This is a genomic window from Streptomyces sp. NPDC102278 (assembly GCF_044766345.1).
Taxonomy (GTDB): Bacteria; Actinomycetota; Actinomycetes; order Streptomycetales; family Streptomycetaceae; genus Streptomyces.
On record NZ_JBIWLV010000002.1, the window covers coordinates 302,022 to 320,015 of the forward strand.

General features: G+C 73.1%; 16 protein-coding genes. 7 read left to right on the plus strand and 9 right to left on the minus strand.

The features are described from left to right. Positions 1-5: 5 nt before the first annotated feature. From ACIRO3_RS06205 to ACIRO3_RS06220, 4 genes are all read right to left on the minus strand, one after another. A complete protein-coding gene (locus ACIRO3_RS06205; protein ID WP_404133068.1) occupies positions 6-284 on the minus strand; it encodes a hypothetical protein in 279 nt (92 codons plus the stop codon). Positions 285-350: 66 nt separating this feature from the next. Further along, positions 351-563 (minus strand): DUF6207 family protein, encoded by a 213-nt coding sequence (locus ACIRO3_RS06210; protein ID WP_361780644.1) that lies wholly within the window; start codon positions 561-563, stop codon positions 351-353. Positions 564-731: 168 nt separating this feature from the next. Next, complete coding sequence (locus ACIRO3_RS06215) at positions 732-2,702, minus strand: Dyp-type peroxidase (protein ID WP_404133071.1); 1,971 nt, start codon at positions 2,700-2,702, stop codon at positions 732-734. A gap of 206 nt (positions 2,703-2,908) precedes the next feature. Then, a complete protein-coding gene (locus tag ACIRO3_RS06220) occupies positions 2,909-4,117 on the minus strand; it encodes a serine hydrolase domain-containing protein (protein WP_404133074.1) in 1,209 nt (402 codons plus the stop codon). Positions 4,118-4,344: 227 nt separating this feature from the next. On the opposite strand from ACIRO3_RS06220, the gene ACIRO3_RS06225 reads away from it, so the two are divergent. The 4 genes from ACIRO3_RS06225 to ACIRO3_RS06240 all read left to right on the plus strand — a co-directional run bounded on the left by ACIRO3_RS06225 (position 4,345) and on the right by ACIRO3_RS06240 (position 9,427). Beyond that, a complete protein-coding gene (locus ACIRO3_RS06225) occupies positions 4,345-5,289 on the plus strand; it encodes a nucleoside hydrolase (RefSeq protein WP_404133077.1) in 945 nt (314 codons plus the stop codon). Positions 5,290-5,677: 388 nt separating this feature from the next. Beyond that, positions 5,678-7,318, plus strand: a complete 1,641-nt coding sequence (gene pgm, locus ACIRO3_RS06230; protein ID WP_404133080.1) for a phosphoglucomutase (alpha-D-glucose-1,6-bisphosphate-dependent) — start codon at positions 5,678-5,680, stop codon at positions 7,316-7,318. A gap of 379 nt (positions 7,319-7,697) precedes the next feature. Further along, complete coding sequence (argC, locus tag ACIRO3_RS06235; protein ID WP_404133082.1) at positions 7,698-8,726, plus strand: N-acetyl-gamma-glutamyl-phosphate reductase; 1,029 nt, start codon at positions 7,698-7,700, stop codon at positions 8,724-8,726. A 278-nt stretch (positions 8,727-9,004) separates the two neighbouring features. Next, positions 9,005-9,427, plus strand: a complete 423-nt coding sequence (locus ACIRO3_RS06240) for a hypothetical protein (RefSeq protein ID WP_404133084.1) — start codon at positions 9,005-9,007, stop codon at positions 9,425-9,427. A 115-nt stretch (positions 9,428-9,542) separates the two neighbouring features. On the opposite strand, the gene ACIRO3_RS06245 is transcribed toward ACIRO3_RS06240, so the two are convergent. From ACIRO3_RS06245 to ACIRO3_RS06255, 3 genes are all read right to left on the minus strand, one after another. After that, complete coding sequence (locus ACIRO3_RS06245) at positions 9,543-10,427, minus strand: cation diffusion facilitator family transporter (RefSeq protein WP_404133087.1); 885 nt, start codon at positions 10,425-10,427, stop codon at positions 9,543-9,545. 44 nt (positions 10,428-10,471) lie between these two features. Beyond that, the gene (locus ACIRO3_RS06250) at positions 10,472-10,597 is read right to left on the minus strand and encodes a hypothetical protein (RefSeq protein WP_404133089.1); all 126 of its coding nucleotides are present in this window, start codon (positions 10,595-10,597) and stop codon (positions 10,472-10,474) included. A 148-nt stretch (positions 10,598-10,745) separates the two neighbouring features. Next, positions 10,746-10,919, minus strand: coding sequence for a hypothetical protein (locus ACIRO3_RS06255; RefSeq protein ID WP_361780623.1), 174 nt, complete (start codon positions 10,917-10,919; stop codon positions 10,746-10,748). A gap of 304 nt (positions 10,920-11,223) precedes the next feature. Between ACIRO3_RS06255 and ACIRO3_RS06260 the strand changes: the two genes are divergently transcribed. Both ACIRO3_RS06260 and ACIRO3_RS06265 read left to right on the plus strand, forming a co-directional pair. Beyond that, on the plus strand, positions 11,224-13,611 hold the full coding sequence (locus ACIRO3_RS06260) for an ATP-binding cassette domain-containing protein (protein WP_404133092.1): 2,388 nt from the start codon (positions 11,224-11,226) through the stop codon (positions 13,609-13,611). Positions 13,612-13,710: 99 nt separating this feature from the next. Then, positions 13,711-14,403 (plus strand): RraA family protein, encoded by a 693-nt coding sequence (locus tag ACIRO3_RS06265; protein ID WP_404133095.1) that lies wholly within the window; start codon positions 13,711-13,713, stop codon positions 14,401-14,403. A 133-nt stretch (positions 14,404-14,536) separates the two neighbouring features. Here ACIRO3_RS06265 and ACIRO3_RS06270 read toward each other — a convergent pair whose 3' ends face one another. Continuing rightward, entirely contained in the window at positions 14,537-15,406 is an 870-nt protein-coding gene (locus ACIRO3_RS06270) for a DUF4394 domain-containing protein (RefSeq protein WP_404133097.1), read from the minus strand. 335 nt (positions 15,407-15,741) lie between these two features. Between ACIRO3_RS06270 and ACIRO3_RS06275 the strand changes: the two genes are divergently transcribed. Then, positions 15,742-16,479, plus strand: a complete 738-nt coding sequence (locus tag ACIRO3_RS06275; protein WP_361780617.1) for a VOC family protein — start codon at positions 15,742-15,744, stop codon at positions 16,477-16,479. A gap of 4 nt (positions 16,480-16,483) precedes the next feature. On the opposite strand, the gene ACIRO3_RS06280 is transcribed toward ACIRO3_RS06275, so the two are convergent. Continuing rightward, positions 16,484-17,896: an NADP-dependent succinic semialdehyde dehydrogenase gene (locus tag ACIRO3_RS06280; protein ID WP_404133099.1), complete on the minus strand. Its 1,413-nt coding sequence runs from the start codon at positions 17,894-17,896 to the stop codon at positions 16,484-16,486. Between the last annotated feature and the right edge of the window lie 98 nt (positions 17,897-17,994).

The following is a 17,994-nucleotide window of genomic DNA, read 5'->3' on the forward strand; positions in this document are numbered from 1 at the left end:
GGGGCTCAGTTGTCGGCGATCTGGGCCACCCACCCGTAGGGGAGTTCCGAGCCGTCGAGGGTGACCGCCTCGACCGTGCGGGTCTCGGGGTCGATGTCGGCCTGGACGCCCTCGCCCTCGTAGCGCGGGTAACCGGACGTGCCCGGCTCGCCGGTGAAGTCCACGAGGGCCGTGCGCACGATGCCCTGGCGCCCGGTCCCGCCCTCGGGGCGGGGTCCCGGGCGCAGTACGACGGTGTAGCGACGGGGAGCGGAGGCGGGATCGTTCCCGGCGGAGGCAGTCATGCCGCCAGGCTAGCGACCGGACGATGCCGGCGCCGGCAACCCTCGTCCCGACGGGGCGCGCCACGGTCATCGCGCGCCGCCCGGGCGTAACAGGTCCGCGTACACGCGCGCCGTCACCCCCGGCCGGCCGGGTTCGCAGGTGACGCGGCCCATCCCCGACGTCGCGCACAGTCGACCCAGCGCGACCACCGCCGCGCGGACCGTCTCCTCGTCGCCGCCCGTCACGTCGAAGACGACCAGCCCGGGTTCCGCGACGTACCGCTCATCAATGTCGTTCACACCCGTCCCGACGAGTGCCGGTCGGCCGCCGGTTCGCCCGCGCCGGGCTGTACATCCGTACGGGCCGACACCCGCGGGGGAGGCAACCCCGCGACCGGCCCGGCGCCGACGAGCCGGCCGGGGCGTCCCGGGCTGGCTCGTCCGAACGCGCCATCGGGGCAGCCGTGTTCACCCGGCGTGCCACAGGGTCTTGTCCCCTTGGACGATGACCGCGTCGCCGGAGGTGCGGATCAGCAGTCGGGCGCCCCGGTGGCCGGTGGTCTTGGAGGACCACAGGGGCCGGCCGGCCTCCGTGAGGACGGCGAGTTCGCCGTCGGCGGTGAAACGCGCCCGGGCTCCGGTGCCCGAGGTGCCCGCGCTCCACACGGTACGGCCGTCGCCGTCGTACAGGACCAGGTCGCCACTGCTCTCCATGCTCAGGCGGACGGCTCCGGCGTCCAGGGTGTCGCCGGAGCGCAGCACGGTACCGGCGTGCACCTCGATGGAGTCGTCGAGCTTGCCCGCGGCCAGGGAGCGCAGGGTGGGGAGGGAGGGGGTGAAGGCGTAGACGGCGCCCTCGGTGCGGATGAACCGCTGGAAGGAGAGCGTGGTGGCGCGGCTGCCGCTCTGCGAGGGGCATTCGAACGCGGCCTGGGAACCGGGACCGATGACCGGGTCGGCGCCCGGGACGGGGTGGCGGGCGGGCGGGAAGTCCACATCGTTGACCCAGCGTTTGGCGATGAACTCGAACTGCTCGACGAGGTCCGCCTGATGGCTGACGAAGAGGAGGCCGCGCGCGGCGTCGTCGCCTCCCCCCGCGCGGGATCCGGTCTCCGGCCGGTGCGGTGGGCCGAAGGGGATGCCGCGCCGGATGATGCGACGGGAGTCGAGTTGGGCGATGGGCAGGGGCGGACGTCCCGGGGCCGGGGTGAGGCCCCCGCGCGGGTTGCTCTTGCGGATGTGCGAGAACAGCGGCGTGGTCCAACCCTGCGGGTCGTCGTGGAAGTCGAGCGCGCCGTCGATGTCCTCGCCGGGCAGGGGGACGCGTTCGGCGGCGGGGCAGGTGGCGACCGGGGCGCCGCCGGGCCAGCGACCGATCATGCGGGCGGCGAGCCACGTCGGATCGGCGTCGGCCGGCGCGGCCCCGGACCTCTTCAGTTCGGCGAGGCATTCGGCGGCCTGGTTCCACCACCCGGGCACGTCCTGCGCGAGGCGCCGTACGACGTGGAACGAGCCGCCGGTGGCCCATGCGGGCAGCCCGGCGGGACGCGCGCCGACGCGTTCGTGCCCGACCAGGAACTCACCGGCGGGCACCAGCCGGGTGCCGGGCTTGCCCTGTACGGTCGCGGGGTTCGCGGCGTCGGACGCGTCGAAGCCGCGCACGCCGGGTTGGCTGATGGCGTCGAGGAAGCCGAAGTGCTCGTGGCCGCGCAGCGCGCCGGGGAGCGTGGCTCCGTCCTGTCCGAAGAGGACGGTGGCGGCGGCGCCGTCCAGCGAGCGGCGGTGGCGGTCGACGGCCTCGGCCAGTCGCCCGGAGTCGTCGGCGGCCAGGGTGAGGACGGCGTGCACGTCGTCCTCGGACGCGCCGAACAACCAGGAGTCGGGGGCGCTGGGTCCCGTGTCGCCCAGTGCCTCGGCGCGGGCGGCGGCCCCGTCGCGGAAGGCCTCTGCGGTGCCGCCGACCGGGACGGCGGGGAAGGGGTCCTTGCCGGCGAGCAGGCTCAGGCCGGGATGGGTGAGACTCAGACCGGTCCACAGCGTGGCCATGCCGGCCGGGTCCACACCGTTGCGCAGGGTGCGCGCCCGGCTGAACTCGGCGTTGAATCGCGCGACTTGATCGGTCGTGGAGAGTTCGGGCAGCAGCCCGCCGAGCCAACGGCGGGCCTGGCCCGCGTGGCGGAAGTGGACGAGGAGCACACAGACGTGGTCCTTGCGGAAGCCCGCGAGGATGTCCCCCTGGGTGGTGGTGTCGGCCCGCAGGGGCAGGGCCTGCGCCGCGACCCGGGACGAGGGCGGCGCGACGGGTGCGGCGGGGGCGCCGACGCGGGACGCGGCGCCGGCCGCGGTACCGGGGACCCCGACGGCGAGGGCGGCGGCGCAGGCCCCCGCCCGTACGACGGTGCGGCGGGTGGGGTGGTGCGGGGAGGGCGGGCTGTGCAACGTGTCCTCCGGGCAGTGAAGGGGGCGCGGCCGGGCGACGCCGGGGAGGGCGCGCCGGGCAGCCGATGATCATCACCCTGTGCGATGGGCGGGAGACGCGCGAGGCGGACGCACCGATGGGGTGACGGGGCGTCGGTTGACGCCCCGTCGGCCGATCGGGGCCGTGCCGGCGGCTGCCGCGGTCCGGCCCGACGCGCGGTCCGCCGTCAGTGGTCTTCGAGGAGGCGGCAGACGAAGTTCTCCTCGACTGCGCGGAGCCGTTCGAGGAGGTCCGGGTCGAGCGTCACCTGGCTCGTGACGGACACGGTCACCGACCGCCTGCCGTCCGGGGTGGCCGCGGCGAACTGCGTGTAGCCGGGGAAGTTGCCGGTGTGGCCGAGGACGGCCCCGCAGCGCGTGGTGTAGCGGAAGATCCCCAGCCCGGCCGCGTTGACGCCCGGCCCCGCGGGTTCCGAGGCGCCGCCGCGCACGAACCGTTGCTGTTGGCGTCGGGTCGGCGGCGACAGCAGCTCGGGGCCGGCGTAGCCGCGGATGAACGCGGAGAGGTCGCGGGGGGTGGAGACGATGCCGCCCGACGCCCAGACGCCCGACGCTCCGAGCACTTCGCTGACGTCCTCCGGCGGGGCCGGGGGATCGACCGCGTAGCCGTGCATGAAGGGCTCGGGCAGCCGGTACCCCTGGGGGAGGCTGGTGTTCCGGAGGCCGAGGGGTCGGTACACCCGCTCCTTCAGCAGCTCCTCGTACGGGCGGCCGGTGGCCTGTTCGGCCATCAGCGCGACGGCGATGTTGTCCGAGTTGGAGTACTGGTAGCGCGAGCCGGGCTCGAAGCGGAGGTCCTCGTCGGCCACGTAGTCGAGCAGTCTGCGGGAGTCGAAGCGGTGTCGGGGGTCCGCGGTGAGGATCTCCAGGAACTCGGGGTCCTCGGTGTAGTCGGGGAGGCCGCTGGTGTGGTTGAGGAGTTGGCGGAGCGTCACCGCGTGCCAGTCCCGGGGGAGTCGGGGCAGACGTCGGCCGATGGTGTCGTCGAGGCCGAGCCGGTGGTCGTCGACGAGGCTCAGGGCGACCGCGCCGTTGAACGCCTTCGCGACGCTGGCGATCCGCATGTGGTCGTCGAGGCCGGGCGCCTCCCGGCGGCCGACCTCGGCCACGCCGGCCCGGTAGACCTCCTGTCGGCCGTCGCGGCGGAGCACCGCGATGGCGCCGGGCGGGCCGCCGGGCGCCTCGACGAGTTCGCGCAGTTGCCGCTGGAGGGACCGGTCCCGGGGCGGCTCCGCCGGGCCGGCTCCCGCGGCCGCCGGGGTGAGGCCGCCGGCCAGCGCGGTCGCGGCGAGGGCGGCGACGGCCGCACGCCGCAGGCCTCGTGTACGGGGACGGGGACGGGCGGCGGATCGGCTCGCGATGTGCAGCGGGCGCACGCTGGTACCTCCTCGGTATCGGACCCCCGCGGGCCCGGGCGATGTCTGGGCCCAGCATCGGGTCACGGCCCGCCCGCCGCTTGCGGCCTGCTCCATCCGGCCGAGGCGCCGGCGGGTGACGGGGGGCGCGGACGGCCGGTTCGAGTGGTCCCGCGGGCGGGAACCGGGGTCACACTGGGACCAGGACGAGACCCGCCTGCCCGGCGGGCCGAGGAGAGGTGCCCGCGTTGGCCGTTCCGATCGTCATCGACTGCGACCCCGGGCACGACGACGCCCTGGCCATCATGCTGGCGGCGGGGGATCCGGCGATCGACCTGCTGGCCGTCACCACGGTGGCGGGCAATCAGACCCTGGACAAGACCACGCTCAACGCGCTCCGCGTGCTGACGGTCGCGGGCATCACCGGTGTGCCGGTCGCGGCGGGGTGCGCGCACCCGCTGGTGGAACCGCTGGAGGTGGCCGAGGACGTGCACGGGGTGTCGGGGATCGACGGTCCCCGGTTCCCCGCGCCGACCATGACGGCGGTCCCCGAACACGCCGTGGAGTTGCTCCGGCGGGTCCTGTTGGGGCATCCCGAGCCGGTGACGCTCGTGCCGACGGCTCCGCTGACGAACATCGCGCTCCTGCTGACCCGCCACCCCGAAGTGGCCGGGCGGATCAAGGAGATCGTGCTGATGGGCGGATCCACGGAACGGGGGAACCGAACCCCGGCCGCCGAGTTCAACATCCACGTGGACCCGGAGGCCGCGGACATCGTCTTCCGCAGCGGTGTGCCGGTGACCATGTGCGGGTTGAACGTGACCCACCAGGCACTCGCCACCCCCGGGGTGCTGGCCCGGTTCGAGGCACTGGACTCGGAACTCGGTGGGATCTGCGTCGAGTTGTTGCGGTACTTCGCCGGAACCTATCGCCGCCTGTGGGGGTTCTCCGCTCCCCCGGTGCACGATCCGGTGGCGGTGGCCCGTGTCATCGACCCCGGGATCGTCGCCTGCGTCGACGCGCACGTGGCCGTCGAGCTGCACGGACGGCACACGCGCGGGGCGACCGTGGTGGACCTGCACGGGCGCCTGGGGTTGCCGGCCAACGCCCGAGTCGCCGTGGGCCTGCGGACGGACCTCTTCTGGGACCGGATGGTGGCGGCGGTGGCCGCGCTGGGCGCCGCTCACCACTGAGCGCGTGCCCCGCGCCGCGTGCCACGCGCCGATGGGCGGCTCCCCCCACGCCCCGGTGGGCCGGGTGGGCGTCCGGCGTACGGTCGAATCCGCGCCCGACCGGATCCGTCCGCCGCCCCCGGCCCTCCCCCGGCCGCCCTGTCCCCTGCCGGTCGCCGCGCCGCTCCCCTGCCGGTCGCCGCGCCGCTCCCGTGCCGTTCCCGTGCCGTTCGCGTGCCGTTTCACCGGCCGGGCAGGGTCGCGGCCGAAGGCGTGAGGGGCGCCGGTACGGGGAAGGCTGGGCGGACGATGACGCGGCGGGCGGCGCGGGCCGAGGCCCGGCCTGGTCCGGTGTTCCGCGCGACCCGACCGGGGTCGATCATCACGACGAGTGTGGAGGAAACGGCGGATGCCGAACGAGCGAGCGGGCCGGCCGGCGGAGCAGGGCGATCTGATCGATGTCGCCCGACTCGTGACCGCGTACTACGCCTTGCGCCCCGACCCGGCGGATCCCGTCCAACGGGTCAGTTTCGGCACCTCGGGGCACCGCGGATCGTCGACGACGACGTCCTTCAACGAGGACCACATCGCGGCGACGAGCCAGGCGATCAGCGAGTACCGGTCGCGGGAGGGGACCGACGGACCGCTGTTCCTGGGCGCGGACACGCACGCGCTGTCGGAACCGGCCCGGGTGACCGCCCTGGAGGTGTTCGCCGCCAACGACGTGACGGTGCTGATCGACGCGGCCGACGGGTACACGCCGACGCCCGCGGTGTCCCTCGCGATCCTCACGTACAACCGGGGACGCTCTTCCGGCCTGGCCGACGGCGTGGTGGTCACCCCCTCGCACAATCCGCCGGCGGACGGGGGCTTCAAGTACAACCCGCCCCACGGCGGACCGGCGGGTTCGGCGGCCACCGGTTGGATCGAGACGCGCGCCAACGAGATCATCGCGGGCGGCCTGAAGGAGGTGCGGCGGATCCCGTACGCGCGGGCGCTGGCCGCGCGCACGACGGGCCGTCACGACTTCCTCGGGGCGTACGTGGCCGACCTGCCCTCCGTGCTCGACCTGGACGCGGTGCGCGCGGCGGGCGTGCGGATCGGGGCCGACCCGCTCGGCGGCGCGTCCGTGGCGTACTGGGGCCGGATCGCGGAGGAGCACCGGCTCGACCTGACGGTGGTGAACCCGTACACCGATCCCACCTGGCGGTTCATGACGCTGGACTGGGACGGCAAGATCCGGATGGACTGCTCCTCGCCCCACGCCATGGCGTCGTTGATCGAGAGCGCGGGCTGCTACCAGATCGCCACGGGCAACGACGCCGACGCCGATCGGCACGGCATCGTGACCGCGGACGCCGGCCTGATGAACCCCAACCACTACCTCGCGACCGCCATCGCCTACCTGTTCGCGCACCGCCCGGACTGGCCGGCGACCGCGGGCATCGGCAAGACGCTGGTGTCGTCCGCGATGATCGACCGGGTCGCCGAGGACCTGGGGCGCGAACTGGTGGAGGTGCCCGTCGGTTTCAAGTGGTTCGTGGACGGGCTGGCCTCGGGCGCCCTCGGGTTCGGTGGGGAGGAGTCGGCCGGAGCCTCGTTCCTGCGGCACGACGGCTCGCCGTGGACCACCGACAAGGACGGGATCCTGCTGGCCCTGCTCGCGTCGGAGATGTTGGCGGTGACGGGGCAGACGCCCAGCGAACGGTACGGGGAGCTCACCGCGCGGTTCGGGGAACCGGCGTACGCGCGCATCGACGCCCCCGCGACCCGTGAGGAGAAGGCGGTGCTCGGCCGGCTGTCCCCGGACCAGGTCACCGCGGACACGCTCGCGGGAGAGCCGGTGACGGGGGTGCTGACGCAGGCCCCGGGCAACGGGGCGGCGATCGGCGGCATCAAGGTGACCACGGAACACGCCTGGTTCGCCGCCCGCCCGTCGGGCACCGAGGACGTCTACAAGATCTACGCGGAGTCGTTCCTCGGTCCCGACCACCTGGCGAGGGTCCAGGAGGAGGCGCGGGGCGTGGTCTCGGCGGCCCTGACCGACTGAGGCGGGCGCCGGCGCCGGCCGACAGGGGCGGGCGCCGGCGCGGTGGGCGGCGGCGCGGCGGAAGCCCACGGCCCCCGCGCGGTGGAAGCCGACGGCGCCCGCGCGGTGGACGGTGCCCGCACGGTGGGATGACCGGCCCGGTGCAGGCGGCCCGCTCCGGGTAAAGCGGCGCGGCCAAGATCGAAAGCACTTAGGTTAGGCTAAGCTAAATGTCATTGAGGCGGCCGTACGGTGGCCGACGTGTCCGCCGAGGAACACGCCCGCGCGCGCCGGCCCGCCGCGCGCGGAGCCGTCGTACGCACCACCACCCCCACCACCTTGATCAGCGAACGGGAACTCTGATGACCACTGCACCGAACACGGCCGAAGGCAGGCGCAGATGAGCGTGCGGGCAGCCGTCGCGGGAGCGAGCGGATACGCCGGTGGTGAGCTGCTGCGGCTGCTCGGCGCCCACCCCGGAGTCGAGGTGGGCGCACTGACTGCGCACACCAGCGCGGGGCGCACGCTCGGCTCCGTCCAGCCCCACCTGCACCGGTTCGCCGACCGGGTACTGGAGGAAACCTCCCCCGACCGGCTCGCCGAACACGACGTGGTCTTCCTGGCCCTGCCGCACGGGGAGTCGGCCGCGCTCGCCGCGCGCCTTCCCGATACGACGCTGGTCATCGACCTCGGAGCCGATTTCCGGCTGCGGGACCCGGACGCCTGGAAGCGGTTCTACGGCGGTGAGCACGCGGGGAGTTGGCCGTACGGCCTGCCGGAGCTGCCCGGCGCGCGCGAGACGCTCGCCGGCGCCACCCGCATCGCGGTGCCCGGCTGCTACCCGACGGCCGTCACCCTGGCCCTGTGGCCCGGTTACGGCGCCGGGCTGTTGGAAGCGGAAGCCGTGGTCGTCGCGGCCGGCGGCACCTCGGGGGCGGGGCGCGCGGTCCGGCCCCACCTGCTGGGCTCCGAGGTGATGGGGGCGATGAGCCCGTACGGCGTGGGGGGCGGCCATCGGCACACCCCCGAACTGGAGCAGAACCTCTCGCTGGCGGCGGGCACCCCGGTCGGCGTCTCCTTCACCCCGACGCTGGCCCCCATGGCGCGCGGGATCCTCGCGACCTGCTCGGCCCGACTGCTGCCCGGCGTGACCGAGGCGCGATTGCGCGCGGCGTACACGTCGGCCTGCGCGGAGGAGCCGTTCGTGCGTCTGCTGCCGCCGGGGCAGTGGCCCACGACCGGCGCGGTGCTGGGCTCCAACACCGCGCAGGTGCAGATCGCGGTGGACCCGGCGGCGGGGCGCCTCGTCGCGGTGTGCGCCATCGACAACCTCACCAAGGGGACGGCCGGCGGCGCGGTACAGAGCATGAACATCGCGCTGGGCCTGCCGGAGACCCTGGGACTGCCGACCGACGGGGTGGCGCCGTGACCCTCCCCCCGGCGAACGCCCCCTCGGCGGGGGCCTCCTACGCCGACTGATTCGGCCGCTCTCCGTGACGCGACCCCGACAGGCTTCGACTTTCGGGGTCGGTGTCATGCCGTCATATCAATTTCTGACGAAGGCAGTTGGCGTAGGACGAGGACGACACGCACGACCGCCTGCACCAACTCACCGACCCGGCACCGGCATCACAGGCTCTCGGCGAGACCCGACAGCGACAGGTCGAGGGCGGCCTGCGCGCCGCGCAGGTCGTACCGCTGTTCAAGGTGTTCCTCGACCTGCGGGCCCGGATCGCCGCGCGGCCGTCGGCACTGCGGGTGGTGCGGGAGCGGGCGCTGGACGCCGACGTCCTTCTCCGGGTGGACCTGCTCGCCTGCACCGGACCGGTACCTCCGGGTGACGGCACCGTACTGCTGTGCCGGCTGCTGGAACTGCTGCCCGACGAGGACGCCGTGCTCCCCCTGATGGAGACGGCGGCCGCGCTCGCGCCGACCTGTCGGTCCGCGACCTCACGGACAACGGCTGGACCACCGCCCGCGGGTGCTCACCCGGCAGGGCGGACGCCCGTGATCGCCTCATCGCGCAGGAAGAGGTCGACGCTCTCCACCCGGGCCCAGCGGCGCGGTGGGGCGGGCGGGCGCGGGATCTCCCGGCCCTGTTCGCGCCACTGCCGCACGACGGCGTCGTAGATCGGGGTCCCCGAGGGACGTGCGTGCTCGCCGGTTCGGGGGCTGAGGCCCGGCCAGGTTGCCGGAACGGTTCTTCTCGTCTCGTTCACGTCGTGCCCAACGACGGGAGACCGCTTCAGGCAACCCTCGGTTCCACCCCGACCGGCGTGTGGTCGGTGTGGACGGTCGCGGCGATCAACCGCGGAACGGCCTGCACCAGGGCGTGCTCGGCGGCCTCGGCCAGCTCGTGGGCCTGTACCACCGTCAGGTGGGCGTCGACCACGATGTCGGCCTCCGCGCGCAGGGCGTGCCCGATCCAGCGCATCCGTACCTGTCCCACCCCCCGCACGCCGGTGACCGTGCGCAGCGCGTTCTCCGCCCTCTCGACCAGGCCGGGTTCCACGCTGTCCATCAGGCGCCGCAACACCTCCCGCGCGGCTCCCAGCAGGACGTACAGGATCGCGACGGTGATCAGCAGCCCGATCACCGGGTCGGCGGCCTTCCAGCCGGCGGCGGATCCGCCGGCGCCGAGCAGGACCGCGAGGGAGGTGAAGCCGTCGGTACGGGCGTGCAGGCCGTCGGCGACCAGGGCGGCGGAACCGATCCTGCGGCCGGTGCGGATGCGTTGGCGGGCCACCCATTCGTTGCCGGCGAACCCGACGAGCGCGGCGGCGGCCACCGCCCACAGGTGGGTGACGTCGCGGGGGTGCAACAGCCGGTCGACGGCCGCCCACGCGGCCAGCGCTGCGGAGGCTGCGATGGTCGCCACGATGAGCAGCCCGGCGAGGTCCTCGGCCCGGCCGTAGCCGTAGGTGTAGCGCCGGTTCGCGGCACGCCTGCCGAGCACGAACGCGATGCCGAGCGGGACGGCGGTCAGGGCGTCGGTGGCGTTGTGGACCGTGTCGCCGAGCAGGGCCACCGATCCCGACAGGGCGACGATGACGGCCTGGACGACGGTGGTCGCCGCCAGCACGAGCAGGGAGAGCCACAGCGTGCGCATGCCGTCGCGCGAGGTCTCCATGGCCGTGTCGATCCTGTCGGCCGCCTCGTGGCCGTGCGGGCGGATCAGGTGCGCCAGGCGCCGACCGAGCCCCGCGTGCTCGTCCCGGTCGTGCTCGTGCTCGTGCTCGTGCTCGTGACGGTCATGATGATGGTGATGGAGATCGTGACGGTGATGAGGATGGTCCTCACGGTGATCGTGTACGTGCCGATTCCCCTCCATGACCCCACGGTGGCACAGCGGATCCATTGCGGCTACAGCTGTCGTACGCCCTTTGACCAGGTGCGATTCACTCGCATGTGCGACGCCGGCGCTCCCGCGCAGGGTCGGCGCCGGCGGTCAGGACTGTTCTTCCGCGAGGATCCGGTCCGCCGCGTAGTGCGGGCACCGTTGCGCGTGCCAGGTCACGGTCAGGAAGCCGGGTCCGGCCGCGATCGTACGCGCCACGCCGTCGACCGGGCCGGCCCCGCAGTATCCGCACACGAGCGTTCTCGGAACCGGCAGCTCCACCATGACCGTTTCCTCCCACCGAAACCAGCGCGCATCCGAGACGGACACCCACGTGTATCAAACCCGGGCACGATCCGATCGGGTACCGACGAGTAGTGGCCGACTTCCGCACACATCGGGCTGAGGGGCACGAGTCCCCGCGAACGCGGGCGAAGGTCCGGAGGTCGCGCTCCCCCGCGCGCGACCGATCAGGATCGGAGAAGCGAAACCCGCTCCGCCGAACGTAGCGTGAGTTCCACGGGCACCGAGCCCCGCGGGCAGGGAACGGGGCGTCCGGCCCCGATCGACGGATGGAGACACGATAAGCATGGCCAAGAGGACGGACACGCGGTCGTCCGCGCCGCACGACGCCGACAGCCACGATCTGATCAGCGTGCACGGCGCGCGCGTGAACAACCTCAAGGACGTCAGCGTCCGGATCCCCAAGCGTCGACTCACGGTGTTCACGGGCGTCTCCGGCTCGGGCAAGAGCTCGCTGGTGTTCGGCACCATCGCGGCGGAGTCACAGCGGCTGATCAACGAGACGTACAGCGCCTTCGTCCAGGGGTTCATGCCCACGCCCGCGCGGCCCGAGGTCGACGTCCTGGACGGCCTGACGACCGCGATCATCGTGGACCAGCAGCGGTTGGGAGCCGATCCCCGCTCCACGGTCGGCACCGTCACCGACGCCAACGCGATGCTGCGCATCCTCTTCAGCCGGCTCGGCAAGCCCTACGTCGGCGGGCCCGGCGCCTTCGCCTTCAACGTCCCCTCGGTCCGGGCGAGCGGGGGGATCACCGTCGAACGCGGCGCCGCCACCAAGACCGTGAAGGCGACCTTCAGCCGGACGGGCGGCATGTGCGTGCGCTGCGAGGGCCGGGGCACGGTCTCCGACATCGACCTGGCCCAGCTCTACGACGACTCCAAGTCGATCTCCGAGGGGGCGTTCACCATCCCCGGCTGGAAGTCGGACAGCTGGTGGACCGTGCGGCTCTACGCCGAGTCGGGCTTCCTCGACCCGGACAAGCCGATCCGCAAGTACACCAAGAAGGAGATGCAGGACTTCCTCTACCGGGAGCCGACCAAGGTGAAGGTCGAGGGCGTGAACCTCACCTACGAGGGTCTCATCCCCAAGATCCAGAAGTCGTTCCTGTCCAAGGACAAGGAGGCGATGCAGCCGCACATCCGGGCGTTCGTGGAACGGGCCGTCACCTTCACCACCTGCCCCGAGTGCGACGGCACCCGGCTCAGCGAGGAGGCCCGCTCCTCGCGCATCGCCGAGATCAACATCGCCGAGGCCTGCGCGATGCAGATCAGCGACCTGGCGCAGTGGGTGAGCGGCCTCGACGAGCCGTCGGTGGCGCCGCTGCTCTCGACACTGCGGGGGACCCTGGACTCGTTCGTGGAGATCGGTCTCGGCTACCTCTCGCTCGACCGTCCGTCGGGCACCCTGTCGGGCGGCGAGGCGCAGCGCGTCAAGATGGTCCGCCATCTCGGCTCCTCGCTCACCGACGTCACGTACGTCTTCGACGAGCCCACGACGGGCCTGCACCCCCATGACATCCAGCGGATGAACGACCTGCTGCTGCGGCTGCGCGACAAGGGCAACACGGTGCTGGTCGTCGAGCATAAGCCGGAGACCATCGTGATCGCCGACCACGTCGTGGACCTCGGTCCCGGCGCCGGCGCGGCGGGCGGCACGGTCTGCTTCGAGGGTAGCGTCGAGGAACTGCGGACCGCGGGCACCGTCACCGGTCGCCACTTCGACGACCGGGCCGCCGTCAAGGGCAAGGTGCGGACGCCCACCGGGGCGCTGGAGATCCGCGGCGCGACGACGCACAACCTGCGCGACGTCGACGTCGACATCCCGCTCGGGGTGCTGACCGTCGTCACCGGTGTCGCCGGCTCCGGAAAGAGCTCGCTCGTGCACGGCTCGATCCCCGCCGGCGAGGGTGTGGTGTCGATCGACCAGGGCGCGATCCGCGGTTCTCGCCGGAGCAACCCGGCCACGTACACCGGCCTGCTCGACCCGATCCGCAAGGCGTTCGCCAAGGTCAACGGCGTGAAGCCGGCCCTGTTCAGCGCCAACTCGGAGGGTGCCTGCCCGAACTGCAACGGCGCCGGCGTCGTCTACACCGACCTGGCGATGATGGCGGGCGTCGCCATCGTCTGTGACGAGTGCGAGGGGAAGCGTTTCCAGGCGGCGGTCCTGGAGCACCACCTCGGGGGCCGGGACATCAGCGAGGTGTTGGCGATGTCGGTGACCGAGGCGGAGGCGTTCTTCGGCGCCGGCGAGGCGCACACGCCGGCCGCGCACCGGATCCTCGTGCGGCTCGCCGACGTCGGGCTGGGCTACCTCAGTCTCGGCCAGCCGCTGACCACCCTGTCGGGCGGCGAGCGGCAGCGGCTCAAGCTGGCGACCCACATGGCCGACAAGGGCGGGATCTACGTGCTCGACGAGCCGACCGCCGGTCTGCACCTCGCGGACGTCGAGCAGTTGCTCGGTCTCCTCGACCGGCTCGTCGACTCCGGCAAGTCGGTGGTCGTGGTCGAGCACCACCAGGCGGTCATGGCGCACGCCGACTGGATCGTGGACCTGGGCCCCGGCGCCGGACACGACGGCGGCCGGATCGTCTTCGAGGGCACGCCCGCCGACCTGATCGCCGGTCGTTCGACCCTCACCGGCGAGCACCTCGCGGCGTACGTCGGCGTCTGACCGGAACGCGCGGACACGGCACGGACACCGGGAGGGGGTGGCAGGGCACGATGAGGGCGGTACGCGATCGAACCCGTTCTTTCGAGAAGGAGAGAGGGCATGCTGCAAGCCTTCGCCGACCTGTCCACCCCGCTGCTGGCCGATGCCTGTGTACGAACGAACACACCGCTGCGCGTCGCACCGCCGGGCATCGGCGCGGTCGTGCGGGGGCACCGGGTGGCGGGGCCCGTGCTGCCGGTCCGTCACTACGGGAGCGTGGACGTGTTCCTGGAGGCCTACGGCCGGGCCGAGGAGGGCGACGTCCTGGTGATCGACAACGGCGGCCGTTCGGACGAGGCGTGCGTGGGTGACCTGGCGGTGCTGGAGGCCGCGGCGGCGGGGGTGACGGGTCTGGTGGTGTGGGGACTGCACCGCGACACCGCGGAGCTGGCCGAGATCGGGCTGCCCGTGTTCAGCTACGGCACCTGTCCGGCCGGACCCGTACGGCTGGACGAACGCGAGCCCGAGGCCCTGGTCACCGCCCGGTTCGGGGCGCACCTGGTGGACGACCGGGACTTCGTCTTCGGCGATGTCGACGGGGTGTTGTTCGTCGCCGCGGAGCACGTCGAGAAGGTGCTGACGACGGCCGGGCGGATCAGCGGGACGGAGCGGGAGCAGGCGCACCGCATCCGCTCGGGCGAGACGCTGCGCCGGCAGACGGCCTTCGAGGACTACCTGGTCCTGCGGGACGCGGATCCCTCGTACACGTTCCGACGGCACCTGCGGCGCGGCGGCGGGGCCATCGAGGAGTAGCGCGAGGAGCGGTGCGTGCGCGTGTCCCGCGTGCGTGGTGCGCGTACGTGGTGCGCGCACGTGTCCGGGCCCTCTCCGGGGTGCACCGCGGACGCGCGGTGGGCCGGCTCGCCGAACGGCCCACCGCGCTGGATCAGTTCTGTCCCAGCGGCAGGGCCAGGTCGGTGACCTGCTGCTTCGCGGGGAAGGCGCCGAGGTCGCGGGCGGCTCCGGTCAGTACGTCGATCTCGTACAGGCGGGAACCGCGACCGGTGTCGAGGCTCGCGAATCCCCGGTTGGTCCCGTGCTCGGGCGAGAAGTGGATGTCGAATCCGGCGTCGGGCCCGGCGTTCACGCCGAGGTTCCCGGTGGGTGCGAGGGTGCCGGCGTTGGCGGGTGACTGGAGGGACACCCGGTCGGCCGTGGTGTCGATGTCGAAGAGGGTGGTCGCCGTGGCGGCGTTCAGGTCGTTGTTGGTGTACGCGGCGCCGGTGACGCCCATGGTGGTGGACGGCGGGGTGGTGGGGTTGGTGAGGGTCCCGTCCACGGTGGTGCCCAGCGGGGCGGCGGCGTCGTCGAGGTTGTGGCGCAGGTTCTGTCCGGTGTTGCCGATCACCCGCAGCCGGTTCGCGGCGGGGTTGAAGTCCACCCCGAAGCGCGTCCCCGACAGGCCCACCGTGAGCTGGGAGACCTTCGTCGCCCTGGCGTCGCCGGTGTTCAGGGTGTAGACGCCGCCCTTGTCGCCGACGCCGTAGAGCCTTTCGTTCTGGACCCGGAAGTCGATGCCCACGAGCTTGGTGTCGCCCCGCAGCCCGGACACCCTGCCGATCCCCATCGGTTTGGCCGGCGAGTCCACGGTGAACTCCACCAGCCGCTGATCGGAGGTCAGACCGATCGCGGTCAGCGCCCGGTGACCCGCCCGGTCCATGGCGTGGTCGCCTCCGTCGGCGGACGCCAGAACGGGCGCGGACACGGCCGCGGCCAGGGCGACGGACGCGGCGATGACGATCTTGCGAGTACGCATGATGCTCTCCGGATCAGGGGTGGATGGTGAGGGCTGCCCGCCCGGGGTGTCGAGCGGGTTCGGGTCTGTTTCGACGGCCGGGCCCGCGCGGACGGGTCGACGTCCGCGATCCCACCCCAATGGCGGCACCAACCGGCCGGCGGCCTCCCCCCGGTGGCGGGGCCACCCGGCCGCGGGGTCGCGACCGGGCGTCGTCCACCGTCCTGCGCGGCCGTGTCTCGCGGCCTGACGCCGACGCCGGGGCTACGGTGGGCGCCGGGCGAGCGTCAGAGAGGTCGGTGCCGGTGTCGACGTCAAGCCATGAGGTGTTCGGTGCGCCGTGTTGGGTCAGCCTGATGACCCGCGATCTCGATCACGCGCAGGCGTTCTACGGGGCCGTGCTCGGGTGGACCTTCCGGCCGACCCGGCTCGGTGAGGGTTTCTCGGTGGCCATGCGTGACGGGGTGCCGATCGCCGGCATCGGAGCGCTGGCCGGCCGGCTGGGCGTCCCGGTGGCCTGGACGCCGTACTTCGCGGTCGACGACGCCGACGTCACCTCCGCCCGGGTGCGCGAACGGGGCGCCACCATGGCCGTGGGCCCGCTGACCTTCGGCACCGGGCGCGCCGCGCTCGCCGCCGACCCGGACGGCGCGGTCTTCGGCTTCTGGCAGGGCGAGGTCATCCCGAACTGGACGGCGCACCGTCGCCACGCCGCCGCGTGGCTCGAACTGCGCACGCGGGACGCGTTCGCCGCCGCCGTGTTCTACGGGGACGTCCTGGACTGGGCGTGCGAGCGGCCGGGGTGCTGCGACGTCTCGTACGAGCACGACCACGTGGTGATCCGGCGCGGTCACGACACCGTCGCCCGGATCAGCGGCGGGGCCGTGGAAGAGGCACCCGACCCCCAGATCCGCCCGCGCTGGCACGTCCACTTCGACGTGCCCGACCTGGAGGCGGCCGTGGACACCGCCGTCCGGCTCGGCGGCCGGACGGCCTCCCCCGTCCAGACCTCGGGCGACAGCCGCAGGGTCGCGCTCGGGGACCCGGACGGCGCCCTGTTCACGATCGTCTCGCCGCAGGACGCGTCCGGTTGAGCGGCTACGCGGGCTTGCCGCCCGGTTCGGCCGCGTGCCACACCGTCGTGGCGTTGCAGAACTCGCGGATCCCGTGGCCCGAGAGTTCGCGGCCGTAGCCGGAGCGCTTCACTCCGCCGAAGGGCAGTGCGGGGTGGGAAGCGGTCATGCCGTTGAAGAAGACACCGCCGGCCTCGACGTCCCGTACGAAGCGCCGCTGTTCGACCTCGTCGCGGGTCCACACGTTCGAGCTGAGGCCGAACGGCGTGTCGTTGGCCAGGTCCACCGCCTCGTCCAGATCGCGTACCCGGTAGACGGTGGCCACCGGGCCGAAGGCCTCCTCGTGGTGGATCCGCATGTCGGGGGTGATCCCGGTGAGGACGGTCGGCGCGTAGAACCAGCCCTTCGGGAACGCCTCGGGCCTGCTCCCGCCGCACAGGGCCTCGGCCCCTCGGCGTACGGCGTCGTCCACGAGTCCTTCCACGTCGTCGCGGCCCTGTTCGGTGGCGAGCGGACCGACGTCGGTGGACTCCGCCATCGGGTCGCCGACGGTCAGCTCGGCCATCCGGGCGGTGAAGAGCCGGGTGAACTCGTCGTGGACGTCGGTGTGCACGATGAAGCGCTTGGCCGCGATGCAGGACTGCCCGTTGTTCTGCACGCGGGCCGTCACCGCGGTCCGCGCGGCGCGTTCGACGTCGGCCGACGGCATCACCACGAAGGGATCGCTGCCGCCGAGCTCCAGGACGGTCTTCTTGACCTCGTCGCCGGCGATCGCGGCGACCGCGCGGCCCGCCGGCTCGCTCCCGGTGAGCGTCGCCGCGGCCACCCTGGGGTCGCGCAGGATCTTCTCGACCGCGCCGGAGGAGACGAGCAGCGTCTGGAAGGCCCCGGCGGGGAATCCGGCGCGTCGGAAGAGGTCGCCCAGGTACAGCGCCGTCTGGGGGACGTTCGACGCGTGCTTGAGCAGACCCACGTTGCCGGCCATCAGGGCGGGGGCCGCGAAGCGGACGACCTGCCAGAGGGGGAAGTTCCACGGCATCACGGCCAGCACGACTCCCAGCGGCCGGTAGTGGACCCGGGCGCGGGCGGCTCCGGAGTCCGCCACCTCCTCGTCGGTCGGGAACTCGTCGGCCAACAGGCCCTCGGCGTTGCGTGCGTACCACCGCATGGCCTTGGCGCACTTCGCCGCTTCGGCGCGGGCCGCCGCGAGCGGCTTGCCCATCTCGGTCGTCATCGTGCGGGCGATGTCGTCCTGGTCCTCGTCCAGGAGGTCCGCCGCGCGGTCGAGGAGGCGGGCGCGCTCGGCGAATTCCGTGATCCGGAACGTCCTGAACGTCTCGGCGGCGAGCGCCAGCCGTTGTTCGACCTCCTCTTCCGTCAGCTCGTCGAACGTACGGAGCGTCTCGCCGTTCACGGGGTTGATCGTCGCGATGGCCACGTGGGGCTCTCCTCTTCCTCGGTGCACCGGTCTCCGATGATGCAATCGCGCGTACGCGGTGGGCCGGAAGCGCGCCGGACCTCGACGCGCGCCGTTCC